Source organism: Succinimonas sp. (genome assembly GCF_045225735.1).
In the GTDB taxonomy this organism is placed as follows: domain Bacteria; phylum Pseudomonadota; class Gammaproteobacteria; order Enterobacterales; family Succinivibrionaceae; genus Succinimonas.
The window spans coordinates 1-14,352 of sequence record NZ_JBGVBR010000104.1 but is presented as its reverse complement, the minus strand read 5'-3'; the positions used below and the strand labels follow the sequence as shown (position 1 = coordinate 14,352).

The window sequence follows — 14,352 nt, the reverse complement described above, 5'->3', positions numbered from 1 at the left end:
CTTAAAGAGATCCCGGGGCACCTTTCTCATGGGCCCCTCCAGACTGCGCCGGAGCTCGGCCACATCCTCCCGGCGCACCCGGATGTTGACATAGGACTGCACCTCCGGATTCCAGCTGAAATCAGAGTCGGTATCGCCGGGAGAACGCTGTCTCCCCTGCATTCCCGTAAGCTGTTCGGCAAAATCTGTCACGGCGCGCTGTCTGCCTCGCTCTTCATGGCTGTCTCCGGATCGGCAGTCCGGAGGGGTCTCAGGGACATGTCCCCCGCATTGATCTGGCGGATCCCTTCAGGGGTTTTCAGAAGCAAAGCCCCGCCGGAGGAAATTCCCTGACAGATCCCCGTAAGCTCGCAGGAGCTGTTCCGGAGCACCACCTCCCGGCCCCGGAAGATATCAAAGGCGTCATAATCCTCCCGGACGGAGGCCAGACCTTCGGTTTTAAAAAGAAGTACCGCCTGGCAAAGCTCCCGGTACAGCGCGGCCAGGATCCGGTTCCGGGAAAGGTTGTCCGGGGTGGCGTCCGGGGAGAGCTCAAGAGCGGTAATTTCCTGATCCAGAAGCCCCTGCTCGGCCATGCGCTCCAGAAAGTTCTTCCGCGCGTTGACCCCGATGCCGATAACGGCCAGAACCCCGTCATAGCGGGGCGCGCTTTCAATAAGGATGCCGCAGAGCTTGCGGCCGCCAAGGTACACGTCATTGGGCCACTTAATGCCGATATCCCGGAAGCCCAGGCCCCGGAGCGCCCGGGCCACGGCCACTCCGGCCGCCGCGCTGAGCCCCTGGAGCGCGGCAAGCTCCCGAAACCTTACCGTCAGGGTGAACATCACCTGATTGGCATAAAGATTGAAGTACTGCCGGCCCACCCGGCCCCGGCCGGCCGGCTGATATTCCGCCGCTATCAGGGCGTAGTCCGGAAGCTCCGGATGGCGGAGGGCGCTGAGATTGGTGGAATCCACCACGTCATAGGAGCGGAACCAGGGCACCCGGATATCGGACAGGAAGGCCAGAGTCTTTTCCGGAGTGATCCGGTCCGGAACATAATCCAGAGCATAGCCCCGGCGCTTCACCGCAAACACCGGAAGCCCGCAGTCGTTGATCCGCATGGCGATTTTCGAGATGGCAGAGCGGCTCAGTCCCATATCATCCGCGAGATCCTGCCCGCTATGAAAAACCCCGTCCGAGAGAATTTCCAGAAAACGGTTCTCGTGTCCGGAAAACTCCTGCTCGGGCTTCTTTACAACTGGCATTCGCCCTTTTCTCCGTAAATGCGCACCTCGGGATCCAGCCGCACGCCGAAGGCATCCTCCACCCGGCCCTGCACGTGTCTGGCGGCGTTCACGATATCCTCCGGGGTGGCGCCGCCGTAGTTCACCAGCACCAGAGCCTGATTCTCGTAGGTGCCGGCAGTGCCCAGGTTAATACCCCGGCAGCCCGCCTGATCGATAAGCCAGCCGGCAGCCAGCTTCACCATATCGGGATCCCCCTCGGCGGGATAGTGGGGCACGTTGTCAAAGGACTTCTGAATGACGGCCAGAGTCTCCCGGGACACCACGGGATTCCGGAAGAAGCTTCCGGCATTGCCCAGCACCCGGGGATCCGGAAGCTTGATTTTTCTCATGCTGCAGACAAAGTCGAAGATCTCTTTGGGGGATTCCAGATTCCGGCTCCGGAGAGCGGCGTAGGAGGTTTCGGGCTTCCAGTCCTTGGGAATGGCCAGCTCCACCGCCGTGATAATGTAGCGGGCCTGGTTTTCCGGAATGCGGAAGATGGAATCGCGATAGCCGAAGCCGCAGTCCCGGCCCATAATGCGATCTACCTTCCCGGTGACCAGATCCAGCACCTCCACATAGCGGCAGAAGTCTGACAGGGACACCCCGTAGGCGCCGATGTTCTGCACCGGAGCTCCGCCCACGGTGCCGGGGATCAGGGCGAGGTTTTCCAGGCCGTAGATCCCTTTCTTCATGGTCAGAGCCACCAGGTCATGAAAGGTCTCCCCGGCCTGAGCCTTGACGTAATGGGTGTTGGCATCCTCGCTGAACTCCACCCCCATCAGACGGTTCACAATAACCGCGCCGTCATAGTCTCCCTTGAACAGCACATCCGAACCGTGCCCCAGCACAATAAAGCCGGCGCTGCTTTTTCTGATCTTGTCAAAGGCGGCCGGAAACATGGCAAAATCCCGCACCACCATGCCGTCCCGGGCCTTGACGTCAAGACCGAAGGTATTATAGGGCTTAAGACTGAAGGACACTTGAAACACCTCTCTTGCGAAAGCCGGAGACGGACTCTCTCCGCCTCCGGAATCATGCTGCGCTAAACGAAGAAAAAGAAGCCGGGGCTGCTTTCCGGACTAGCCATTAATTCTCTCGATGATGCCGCCGAGACCGCGGAACTTCTTTTCAATATGCTCGTAGCCGCGGTCCATGTGGTAAATGCGGTCCACGATGGTCTCTCCCTTGGCCACCAGTCCGGCGATAACAAGGGAGGCGCTGGCCCGGAGATCCGTGGCCATGACCTGAGCTCCCGAAAGACCGTTGCAGTCGCGGCAGATGGCGCTGCGGCCCTGAATTTCGATATTGGCTCCCATGCGGTTCAGCTCCGGCACATGCATGAAGCGATTCTCAAAAATGTTCTCGGTGACAATGCCTGTGCCCCGGGCCAGAGAGTTCAGGGTGGTGAACTGGGCCTGCATGTCCGTGGGGAAGGCCGGGTAAGGCGCCGTGGTGATATTGACGGGCTTGAGCTCCCGCCCTCTCATGTCCAGCCGGATCCAGTCCGGGCCGGTTTCGATAAGGGCTCCGGCTTCTCTGAGCTTGGCCAGCACGGCCTCGAGAAGACGGGGATCGGTGTTATGGCAGGTCACGCAGCCGTGGGTTACCGCGGCGGCCACCAGGAAGGTGCCGGTCTCGATGCGATCCGGTTCCACGGAGTACTCCCCGCCGTGAAGAGCGGCAACGCCCCGGATGGTGATTTCCGAGGTGCCTTCCCCGGAGATGTCCGCGCCCAGAGTTCTCAGAAAACAGGCCAGATCCACCACCTCGGGCTCCATGGCGGCGTTCTGGAGCACGGTCTCGCCATAAGCCAGCGCGGCGGCGGACATCAGGTTTTCGGTGCCGGTAACGGAAACCACGTCAAAATAGAAGTTCGCTCCCACCAGGCGGCTGTTAACCCGGGATTTGATGTAGCCCCCTTCGATGCGGATATCGGCCCCCATCTTCTGGAGCCCCTGAATATGCAGATTTACCGGGCGATCCCCGATGGCGCAGCCCCCGGGGAGGGACACGTCCGCGGAGTTCATCTTGGCGGTCAGGGGGCCCAGAGCCAGAATGGAGGCTCTCATGGTCTTCACCAGCTCATAGGGAGCAATGTAGTTACTGACCTTCCCGGTGATTTCATAGGATGACTCGTCCAGCTTTACCACCTTCTTGCCCTGAATTTCCAGAAGCTTAAAGGCGGTGGCGGTATCCCGGAGACTGGGAACATTATGAAGCACCACCTTCTCATCGGTAAGGGTGGTGGCCAGAATAATGGGCAAAGCGGCGTTTTTGGCGCCGGAAATGACTACATCGCCGATAAGGGCGTTGCCGCCGGTAATTTTAAATTTCTGCATGGTAAAAAATTATTCACAGGTTAAATGAAGTCCGGGACTCCGGAGCGGCGGCACAGCGGAAACCGCACGGAAACCGGGAAAACGCCGCATCCGGCCGTGCCGATGAGGCAAAAACCGGACAATATTTGCACAGCTATTATACACTTTTCGGGAGCATCCATACACCGGGGCGGAAACCCCGGTCTTGCCCCTGTCTAGGCGCCGGCCCCCTCAGGATCCTGTTCCGGAAGCGCCCGGGCCTGCTCCTCCTGATTCCGGGAGGCCTGAGCCAGCTCCAGAGCTTCGTCCAGGGTGGAGGTAAAGCGCACCTCGGGATGCTTGGCGGCAAAGGAGGACTTCACCATGCAGCGCATGGGCTGGTACTGCACCCCGCAGATAATGAGGGACACGCCCTGCTTCTTCATATCGCCGCAGAACTGCTCCAGGCAGTGATCGCCCCCCGCATCCAGCATGTTCATGGCGGTAAAGTCCAGAATCAGCTTCTGCCGGTTCAGACAGTCATGCCGGATCTTCCGGAAGGTTCTTTCGGCGGAGGCGAAGAACAGCGGGCCGGAGATCCCCAGCACCTCGTACTCGGAGCCCGCTCTTTCAGCGATGTGATGATGGAGGGAAAGATCGTGCACCTTGGTCATGCGGGCCATGTCTCTCATGAAGATCACCGAGGCCATGATAATGCCGAAGCTGATAGCCACCACCATGTCAAACACCACCGTACAGAAGATGCAGCAGATCATGATGAGCACATCGGAGCGCTGGGCCGTCCGGAAAAGATTAACCACCTTGCGCCACTCGCTCATGTTGTAGGCCACCAGAAGGAGGAGCGCGGCCATGGCCGAAAGGGGCAGCTCGCTCAAGAGCGGCGCCAGAAACAGAATGGAAACCAGCACCAGCAGGGAATGCACCACCGAGGCCACCGGAGAGGTGCCGCCGGCCTTGACGTTAGCAGCGGATCTCGCAATGGCGGCGGTGGAGGTAATGCCCCCAAGGAACGGAGCCAGCACATTGCCCACGCCCTGACCGAAGAGCTCCCCGTTGGAGTGATGCCGGGTGCCGGTCATGCCGTCCAGCACCACGGCGCAGAGCAGGGATTCGATGGCTCCCAGCACCGCCATGGAAAACGCCGCCACAATAAGGGCCTGAATGGTGGCGAAATCAAAAACCAGCGGCTTGCCGTCGGGGCCGGGAAGATTCCACGGGAGCACGAATTCCGGCAGGAAGGGAGGAATGCCGTTCCCCTGAGTGCCGTCCGGGTTCAGGTAATGAAAGCGGCTCCCGATGGTGGCGATTTCCATGCCGGCATAGGAGGTCAGGAGCCAGGCGGTGAGAGCGCCCAGAAGCACTGCCGGGAGATGGCCCGGGAAACGGATTTTGAGCTTGCTCCAGACGATGAGGGTAAGCAGGGTTACCGCTCCTACCGCGGCATCGCCCCAGTTGATTTCGCCGATATTGGCGGCCAGGGCAAAGAGCTTGTCCACAAAGGATTCCGGCATCACGATGTTAAGGCCCAGGAAATCCTTGACCTGAAGCACGGCAATGACGATGCCGATACCCATGGTAAAGCCTAAGGTCACCTCAATGGGGATAAACTGAATCAGCCGGCCCAGCCGTCCTGCGGACATAATAAGAAGGAAGCACCCCGCCAGCATGCTGGCCATGCAGAGTCCCGCCATGCCGTAGGTCTGGGTTACCGGATAAAGAATCACCACAAAGGCGGCGGTGGGCCCGGAGATGCTGTAGCGGGATCCTCCGGTGAGCGCAATCACCACGCCGGCCACAAGAGCGGTGTAAAGGCCGTACTCCGGATTCACCCCCGTGGCGATGGCCAGAGCCATAGAAAGAGGAATGGCAATGATGCCAACGGTAATTCCAGCCAGAAGATCCTTGAAGAACCTGGCGCGGGTATACTTTTCCGCAATCATGGAATCCCTGACGGCACTGCCGAAATGGAACAGGGAATTTTTAAAGGTGACTATGCGTCTCCTGGTGCTTATGGTGCTCATATGATCTGCCGGGGCTGGAATTGTATAAATAACGAATCCGCTAAAAGAACCCGGCAAACAAAGGGCGTAAGCCGGGTACGAAAGTCGGATAAACTTAAAAAGTTTTGGAATTATACAACCCAGATCACATTTTTCAAGAATATTTTTGAAAAATTGTTCTCCTTTTTCCCCGGTCTTCGCGCTCCCCCGTCTCCGCGCTATTGCCCTGTGGCAATCTTTTCCGTTTTGCATTAAAATCCGCGGGCGGGAGTGGAGAACGCATCTCCAGTTTAATCAGGACTAGATAACAATGTTAAAAAAATGTTTTGCTGAAATTTTCGGCACCTTCTGGCTGGTATTCGGCGGCTGCGGCACTGCTCTTTTTGCCTGCGGTCTCCAGAATGTCGGCGTGGGCTATGTGGGCGTATCCCTGGCCTTCGGTCTTACCGTTCTTACCATGGCCTATGCCGTAGGACACATCAGCGGCGGACACTTCAACCCGGCAGTATCTCTGGGTCTCTGGGCCGGCGGCCGTTTTTCCGGCAAGGAGCTTGTGCCGTACATTGTGTCCCAGTTAGTTGGCGGCATCATCGCAGCAGCTCTTCTTTACCTTATCTTCACCGGCAAGACCGGTCAGGTACCCGGCGGCTTCGCTTCCAACGGCTACGGCGAGCACTCTCCCGAGGGCTACAGCTTCCTGGCCTGCGCCGTTACCGAGGTAGTTCTCACTGCTTTGTTCCTGTTCATCATTCACGGCAGCACTGACAAGAGAGCTCCGGCCGGCTTTGCTCCTATCGCCATCGGTCTCGGACTTACTCTGATTCACCTAATCTCCATTCCGGTGACCAACACCTCCGTGAATCCGGCCCGCAGTATCGCCGTTGCCCTCTTTGCTGACGGCTGGGCTCTTTCCCAGGTATGGTTCTTCATTGTATTCCCCGTTATCGGCGGCATGCTGGGCGGTATCGCTTACAGATTTCTTCTTGAAGACAAACAGTAACTGACATCCCCACTCCCCGAAGCCCCGGCCGGAAACTGCCGGGGTTTTTCATTTTCAGGAGGGAAAGGAGATAAGAAGATCCGGGGTAAACCTGAGGATCCGGCGGTGACAGGGTGCATGGCAGCAGGTTTGTCGGTTGCCGTGGTTTGGCGGGCTCAGCCGAGTTTAGCCGTTTCCAATAGAAAAATTGTGTGATTTTATTCACAAAATTTTATTGCATTTGCAGGATTGTCACAGTATCATGCGGCCTCATTTCGGGGTTTAAGGCTCCGGAGTTTCACTTTAAGCATTTCACTGATTACAAGAGAATAGTTATGAGAGATTTCTTTATCAGCGCTGGCAGAGTATGCTTTGTAATTTTCATAGTTGGCTCGTGTCTGGTCACTGTCTATCAGGCCATTATGGCCATGCACTATGCCGGGTTCTTTTGGGGAGTCTGTGTTTTCATAAGCGGTGTCTTTACAATAATGCTGATCGGCTATGTCGTATCACTGCTGGAAGACATTCACGACAGAACCGGCAAACGCGATCAGCGCCTGGATATGCAGCAGTCTTCCGAGATATCCAAAATCAAAAAGGATCTTGAGAAAGGCCTTCAGAGCATTAACGAAATAAGAGACATTCTGAATTTCCAAAGCAAAAACCTGTCAGCTCTGGCAGATGTCAGCACTGACAGCGACAACGGCAGGGAACCGGTTACGCCAAAGGCTGACAGCGAATCATCAGGCGCCCGGGCAGCAGAATCAGCTCCGGCATTCAGCTGGTCAAAGGGAATCAAACATAGCTGATCATCCCTGGCCTGCTCCCGGCCATTAACAAACAGCCCGTCTCCCTGTTCATTCCGGAAAAACAGAACCGCGGTTTTATCCGCGGCCCTGTATCCGGTTTTCAGAGGGGGCTTCCCCGAACGTCTTCGGTTTTCCCTAACTCCGCGGGAACTTAAAGGTCATCCCGTTCTCCATATCGGTGATGGTGATGCCCCGTTCATCCCTGGCGTATTTAAACGGCGTGGGAGACTCGTCCTCGGTTTTAATGATCCGCCCGTCTTCCTTTAGCGCAAAGTCCCCGTCCTTCGGGAATTTGCCCTGCTTGATCTTCACGAACAGATCCTCCTCATCGTTCTCAAGCTTTATGGAAAGCTCATCCTTGCCGGGATTGAACTTAAACCGGTAGTCGTGAAGGGTATAGTCAGTGAACACGTTTCCGGCTTTCTTCTCTTTGCCGGCGCTTTCGGAAGCGGCGGGAAGCGGCACATTGATGTCAACCTTCAGCGCTTCATCAGGCACGCGATTGCCGCTCAGCATGCCTTCCGGCAAAATCCCCACGTTCTCAACACCGTCATCCTTGTTCGGATTCCGGAACATGGGTTTTCTGACGGGGCCGCGGGAATCCTTCCGGTCCGGCTGGTTTGGCTGATTCCAGGGGCCGCGGTGTCTTCTGAGGGGCTCTCTCCCCCCCCTGTCCCTCGGCTTGGCGGCATCAGTCTGAAGGGTCTCGCTGGTGTCACCGGCTTTATCTTCAGCTTTGCCCTCTGCTTTATCCTCGGCTTTATCCTCGGTTTTATCCTTGTTTTTGTCACCGGTTTTCAGCATATCCGCGGGTTTCGGCCGGGCGGGCTTCTGCTTGTCCGAAGGCAGGGACATCACCTCCTTGTAAATATCGGCCCATCTCCCGAATTTAAAATCCGGGAAATGATCGTCATTGGGATTAATGACGTCAGTGAGGCCGAGATCCCGGATCTTATCAAGAGCCGGACCGATGGTATTGTTATATTTTTCCAGATCGTCTTCGTGGGTCTTCGCCTGCTTTATCCTGCAGATAATCCAGCGGGTTTCCAGCTCCCGGGTCAGATCCACGTCAAGAGTCTGATTCTCAGCCCATTCATAGTATTTCTGCGCATCCACGTGGTAGGCGCGTTTTTCCATAAGGACGCCCATCTCATACATGAAGAGCCAGTTCCATTTTGAGGATTTAATGTCACTGAATTTCTTGTCCAAAAAGAGATGAAAATCCCTGACGCTTCTCCGGTTCTGTTCCTGAAAATCCCCGTCTCCCCGGAGACGCAGCAGTTTGTTTACGGTCTCCAGAAAAGCCGGTGTCCGGATTTCCCGGATCCTCGTCAGCGTCTCCATCAAAAGATTGAGATCCGTGGAAATGTACTTGTCATGGGAGAGCTTGGTGTTCGCAACGTCGCCCCAGCGGTAAATAAACAGGGCTTCAATGCAGTCCTCGGCATATCTGAAGCCGTTCTGCCGAGCCAGATTGCCGTACTCCTTGGCTTCCCGGAGATCCAGAGCATTCGTCCAGAGATACATCAGATTGTCCGGGATCTCCTCCTTGGCGCCCTTGGCCACAAATGACCGGGCCACAATCTTGCGCTGATAGGGCTCAAGAACGGCGTTTCTGTCGGAGCGGAAATCCTCCACCACATGCTCCATCCATGAAGGATCCTCCGTCTGTTCCCGATAGGCCAGATTGGCGGGGTATGGCAGAAGACGGCACTGCGCCTGATAAAATTCCTTCGGCCGGGACTTCAGCTTCTCCCAGATCGCCACGGCTCTGGCAAACTCTTCAGCCTTGAAGGCCATAAGAGCGAGCTCGTTCTTGTTCACCTCAATGTAGTACTTCTTGTCCAGTTCCTCGGCCATGTTGAGGATCGGATCCAGATCGTTCTTGTTTACCGTGGTGGTGTTGGGAATATTCCTGAGGATCAGATTGAGCACGGCGGACCAGATGTCGGAATTGAGATTGTCCAAAAGCTTCTCAGCTCCGGTTGCCAGCTTTTCCTTCAGATTGCTGAGATCCATTTTGAATTCGTTGAGAGTAACACGCTTCTTAATGGCATGCTGGGACAGGGTCACTCTGAGATCCGAGGTCTTCCCGGCGAGCTTGCTGATGGATTCCACAATAAAGCGAAGCTCCGTCTTGTTGTCAGCGTCCATGCTCCAGTAATCATCCAGCGCATTGGCATAATCCTGAATCTTCTCGAAATTCTCCGCCGCCTGCCTGAAGTCCCGGTCATACCGGAATGCATAGGCCTCGCAGGTGGTAACCTCCAGCATATTGTTCTGTTCCCGGTAACGGGCAGCCGCCTGGCGCATGAGTCCGGCATCCAGAAGATCCATGGCTCTGGCCTTGGTGCCCCGGGCGATTTCCTCGAGATTAAGGAGGCCAATCTTGCTGATATCGTCCACATCACCCTTAACGATAAAGCCCAGGAGCGCATTGTCGCATTCCCATTTTGACTTGGCGATCATCCTCTTGTTTACCTCGGTGATCTGATCCTGCAGCAGGGGATCATCGCTGGCAAATGCGAAGGCCCAGAAGGATTCGTCATTAAAATCAGTGAGAATGAAGAGCTTGTTGCTGGCTCTGGTAGCGGAAACGTACGCATTGCTCAGGAAGTACTTCATCTCGATTTCCCGGGACTCGGTATCCGGTTCCGGATTGTCGGAGCTGTACCAGCTTTGAAGATTGTGAATCCGGAGCTCCTTAAGACGATCAAAGCCGTAAATCGCCACCCGGGGATATTCCAATCCCTTGGCCTGGGCCGGGTTGTAAATGGTGATGCTCTTTGCCGAGCCGTCCTCGTAGAACTCGATGAAATCCTTTATGGGCGAGTTCTGAATGAAATCCTTCGGACTCTGGCCCTCGCTGCAGGGGATAATCAGCACCGTGCCCATCTTGCTCAGCTCTTTCCAGACCAGAGGATTGGCCGGAGAAAGGCAGAGCACCGGATCGGGCTTTTCCTGACAGTGATACGGGATCTGCGGGGTGAACTTCTCATCATAGCCGCACCGTGTCTGCCGGAGAAGCTGCAGTCTGTTGGCCAGCTTGGTGATGGCGGCGGGAGAGCGGTAGTTATGCTTGAGCACCACGGGATCCGGAGCTCCCACGTTCTTTGACATGGTCACCCGAATAAGTCTGGTGGTGAAATAGGATCTCAGGGAATTCCAGCTGAAGCCCGTGGGGTTCAGGGTCTGGAACTCATCGCCGGCAAAGACAAAGGGAAGCTTGAAGAGGGTCTTTTCATCATAAACCCGGCGCTGGGAGAAGATGGAAATCTGCAGGATAAATTCGATTTCCGTTCTGGTGAAATCCTGAGACTCATCGCAGAAGATGGCGCTGAATATCGGTTTTACGCAGGTTTCGCAGCTGTCATCATCGGGAGCCAGGCAGTAACGCACCAGATCCTGATCATCCCACAGTCCTTCATCATCCTGAAGAACGCTGTACCACTTTTCCCAGACCACATCGTAGACGGTTTTAAAGACCTCATCGGACACGCTCTTATAGGACTTGCCGATATTCTCGTAAAGCTTCGGCGAGAGGTATTCATCGGCATTCCACCCCTTGATATAGGTTCTGATAACGTGCCAGCTTACGGCAGGACCGAACTTTTCTGCCGCGGCGGGATCCTTGTTGAACTTCTTAAGCCAGAGATCCCGGAACCGGGCATAGGTCACATGACGGTTCGGGGTAAACCTCTTCTGCACCGTTCCCGGAACGCTGTCTTCGATAAACTGCTTCACCAGCTGCTGAAAGACGTGGAACGAACTGTCAAAGTGAGGCTTGATGTCATCATCAAAGCTCAGTTTGATTTCCTTAAGCTTCTTGGTATAGGCGTGGTTTCTGGTATAGAGATTCACCGCCAGCTTTTTGGCATTCTCAATAAGATTGGAGCTGTAGGAGATATATACCGGAGGATGCTCCCTGAGGTATTCCAGGTATCTCAGGAAATACTCGGCAAAGAGGTACTGCAGCATGGTGGACTTGCCGCTCCCCGCTCTCCCGGTTAAAAACAGCGGGAACTGAATTTCCCGGGAAACGATGTCCAGTTCCTCCGGGGACAGGATGAAATTGCTGTTCTCATCCTTTTCCATATCCCACCAGAAATCCTTGTCCCCTTCCAGCATGGAATAGGGATAGGCCCGGACGCTCATGTTCTCCAGCTCAGTCATGTCCGGAGCGGCGCCGCCAAGCTTATGCTCCTCCTTGAAGGCTTTGATGTCCTCGTCAGTGCCCAGCTTGAGGAGATAATAGTCATCAGCTTTAGGATCGTCAGGATCCGGTCCGGGTCGCAGACAGAGAATCTTCTTGCCGGCTTCCCCGAAGGACTTCTCAATAAAACCGTAGGCGTCAGCGTAAAGCGCTTCATCAATCATTTCCAGAAGAGCGTCAATTACCTTCATGGGATCCTTGAAGCTGGCCGATCTGGTGGTTTCAAGCCAGTATTTGGATTCGATGATCTTGGTGTCGAAAATGGTATGGGTAATGCCGGATCCTCTTTGAATGTAATTGTTCTCATAAGGATCGAGATCCGGGAGCTCAACGGGATTATCGTGAGCCTTAAGCTTTTCCGCAATGATCTTCTCGTACGCGTCCCAGTCGGCATGGCGCATTCCCACCAGACTTTCGCGCTTTTCGTCAGCGGTGCTGCCGGTATAGAATTCCTCATAGTCCTTGGCTCCCCGGGTAAAGACCTTAAGAGCCACGTAGCAGCGCACCTGCTGGTTTTCCACCGTCATGTTCCGGTAGGCAAGAATGATGCGGAAGTTGGAAAGGCGCTTCTTGATATAATTGCCAAAGCTGAAGTTCATTTCCGCAGGATGACAGTAGTCAATATAGCTTTCCGCATCCCGCTTGAATCTCTTGAAAAAATTGACGCAATTGTACTTCTTCGCCTCACTCTCGTACTGACTTGTCTGCATGACAAAGCATCTCATGGAGCACTCCTTACCTGACCTTACCTGACCTTACCCGACTGAACCTGACTGAACCGCCTGACTAAAACATCTGACTAAACCAACTTCATGACAGAAAAAAATCCCTGTTACCAAAAGAAAAAAAACAGCAAAACCGCACAGAAAAACCGCTGGAAAAGCCTCTCCTTACCCTGAAAAGAGCCCGGGCTTTACCATCATTTTAACGGCCGGAAAATACTTTTGAAAACACTTTCATAAAGATATGATCCCGCTTTGTGATCCTGAAAAGCATCTCAGCCCCGCTCCTGAAAACAGCCCTTGTCATGACCAATCTCTTCAGTTAAAAACAGTCACAATGAACACGGGGACTCATGATTATTTCGGAGGTGACGATTATGATGCAAGTCAGTGCAAGGGAAGCAAAAACCGGCCTGTCAAAGCTGATCAGGCTTGTTGAAAGTGAAAAAGAGGATGAGGTTCAAATAACAAGGAACGGAAAGCCTGTTGTGAAAATTGTTCCGCTCCGCACCACTCCGGCATTAAACGGCGGGGCCGCTCCGGCATCAAAACGCATTGGCGTTGCAGAAGGGAAGTTCATTGTCCCGGAAGACCTCGATGCCGGAAGCGCTGAGATTAATGAATCCCTCATGGGGCGGTGATTTGTTTTGAACATTCTCATAAACACCCCGCATTGCTATCCGTCCAGATAGGGCCATCTGTTTCGGTTTGGGAAGCACTGCCAAAGCACGACTGTCCTGAAAACAATCTGATTCTGCCCTCAGGGAAATTTGCAGAATACTGTGAAGAATCAGAGCATACGCGCCCTCGGGGAGCCCTGAAGTCATCAGGAATCTCAGGGGCAAAACCCGGGTAACGGAGTTCAGCGCAAACCTCTGGCGAGCCTTCTGGACTGTGCCGTCTCATATGCTGACGGCAGAGTGGTTTTTCCGGAGCGGAGCGGGAACGGTTCTGCGACAGAAGAGGGATTGTTAACAGATAATACTTGCGTCCAAGCCTATATATATACTCGGAAGGGTTTGATGTCTAATTTTTAAGGCAATGCCCATCATGAAAATCACATCCTCCCGGGGTTTCACCCTTATCGAACTTGTCGTCGTTATCGTAATTCTCGGCATTCTGGCCGCCACCGCCGCTCCGAAATTCATGAGCCTTCAGAGCGATGCGAGAGCTGCATCTCTCAAGGGTGTAGAAGCAGCATTGAAATCTGCGGATAAGATGTTCTATGCCAAGGCGGTAATGCAGGGAGCTGATAAGACGTGTGATTTTGACCATAAGGTAAAGATTGAAGATAATTGGGTATATGTGTGTTATGGGCATGTTCTTCCTCTCAGTAATACCCCGGGCAACTTCGAACTGGATAAAGTTGCTGATATAGACATTGAAAATGATTATTCATATGTCCCTGATGATGGTGATGACTACTTGTACGGTTATTATTTTTTCAAAAATCAAGAATTTGAAAAGATTACAAATACCGGTGAAAGATATAGCAAATATCTTGAACTCAAGGACAAATGCTCTGTGATGTACCGGTTGAACCAAGAATCCGGCGACCTGACCATAAAATCTTACACCTCCGATTGCTAACCCAATCTCCCTCAAGGCTCGTCTTCACGATGAGCCTTTTTCTTCCGCTGTTCCAAACACCTGAATTCCAGCCCATAAAGCCCAAAGCGCAGAAGTAAGCCTTTATGCACTGCACAATCCCTAAAGGCTTATGAAGAAAGGCTTTGCTCCTCACTCATCAGCCGCCATTTTCACCGCATTTTTTTCTCATTCCTTCTCTTCATGGTTTCGCCCTGTCCCCGCCCCTCCCTGTCTCGCCCCGCTTCTCTGAAAACAAAAGCGCCACGCCCGAAATCTTCGGACATGACGCTTTCTCCGGGGCTTTTCACCGGCCCCTTTTACTGTATTGCCCTTCCGCCGGACTCAGGGAACTCGGCTGTTACTCCTGCTTCTTCCGGCCGTAGACCGTAAGATGAGCGCTCATGTTGAGAGCATCCAGATCCAGCTTGCAGGGACTCTTGAAGCTCAAAG

General features: G+C 54.3%; 10 protein-coding genes. 4 read left to right on the top strand and 6 right to left on the bottom strand.

Features of this window, described 5'->3' with window-relative positions:
• The 5 genes from ACJROR_RS03595 to dauA form a co-directional block, all read right to left on the bottom strand.
• The coding region (locus ACJROR_RS03595; RefSeq protein ID WP_406545902.1) for a hypothetical protein at nt 1-192 on the bottom strand (192 nt) is incomplete at its 3' end.
• Complete coding sequence (locus tag ACJROR_RS03590) at nt 189-1,247, bottom strand: biotin--[acetyl-CoA-carboxylase] ligase (protein ID WP_406545901.1); 1,059 nt, start codon at nt 1,245-1,247, stop codon at nt 189-191. The genes ACJROR_RS03590 and ACJROR_RS03595, both read right to left, overlap by 4 nt.
• Complete coding sequence (murB, locus tag ACJROR_RS03585; RefSeq protein ID WP_406545900.1) at nt 1,235-2,251, bottom strand: UDP-N-acetylmuramate dehydrogenase; 1,017 nt, start codon at nt 2,249-2,251, stop codon at nt 1,235-1,237. Before murB ends, ACJROR_RS03590 begins: the two co-directional genes overlap by 13 nt.
• Nucleotides 2,252-2,350: 99 nt before the next feature.
• On the bottom strand, nt 2,351-3,610 hold the full coding sequence (murA, locus tag ACJROR_RS03580) for a UDP-N-acetylglucosamine 1-carboxyvinyltransferase (RefSeq protein ID WP_406545899.1): 1,260 nt from the start codon (nt 3,608-3,610) through the stop codon (nt 2,351-2,353).
• A gap of 194 nt (nt 3,611-3,804) precedes the next feature.
• On the bottom strand, nt 3,805-5,610 hold the full coding sequence (dauA, locus tag ACJROR_RS03575) for a C4-dicarboxylic acid transporter DauA (protein ID WP_406545898.1): 1,806 nt from the start codon (nt 5,608-5,610) through the stop codon (nt 3,805-3,807).
• A gap of 289 nt (nt 5,611-5,899) precedes the next feature.
• On the opposite strand from dauA, the gene aqpZ reads away from it, so the two are divergent.
• Together aqpZ and ACJROR_RS03565 are read left to right on the top strand one after the other, a co-directional pair.
• Complete coding sequence (gene aqpZ / locus ACJROR_RS03570; protein ID WP_406037039.1) at nt 5,900-6,589, top strand: aquaporin Z; 690 nt, start codon at nt 5,900-5,902, stop codon at nt 6,587-6,589.
• Nucleotides 6,590-6,903: 314 nt separating this feature from the next.
• A complete protein-coding gene (locus ACJROR_RS03565) occupies nt 6,904-7,377 on the top strand; it encodes a hypothetical protein (RefSeq protein WP_406545897.1) in 474 nt (157 codons plus the stop codon).
• A gap of 135 nt (nt 7,378-7,512) precedes the next feature.
• On the opposite strand, the gene ACJROR_RS03560 is transcribed toward ACJROR_RS03565, so the two are convergent.
• Nucleotides 7,513-12,315: a hypothetical protein gene (locus tag ACJROR_RS03560; RefSeq protein ID WP_406545896.1), complete on the bottom strand. Its 4,803-nt coding sequence runs from the start codon at nt 12,313-12,315 to the stop codon at nt 7,513-7,515.
• A gap of 350 nt (nt 12,316-12,665) precedes the next feature.
• Between ACJROR_RS03560 and ACJROR_RS03555 the strand changes: the two genes are divergently transcribed.
• Together ACJROR_RS03555 and ACJROR_RS03550 are read left to right on the top strand one after the other, a co-directional pair.
• On the top strand, nt 12,666-12,953 hold the full coding sequence (locus ACJROR_RS03555; protein ID WP_406545895.1) for a type II toxin-antitoxin system Phd/YefM family antitoxin: 288 nt from the start codon (nt 12,666-12,668) through the stop codon (nt 12,951-12,953).
• A 409-nt stretch (nt 12,954-13,362) separates the two neighbouring features.
• Nucleotides 13,363-13,902: a type II secretion system protein gene (locus ACJROR_RS03550; RefSeq protein WP_406545894.1), complete on the top strand. Its 540-nt coding sequence runs from the start codon at nt 13,363-13,365 to the stop codon at nt 13,900-13,902.
• Nucleotides 13,903-14,352 lie beyond the last annotated feature (450 nt).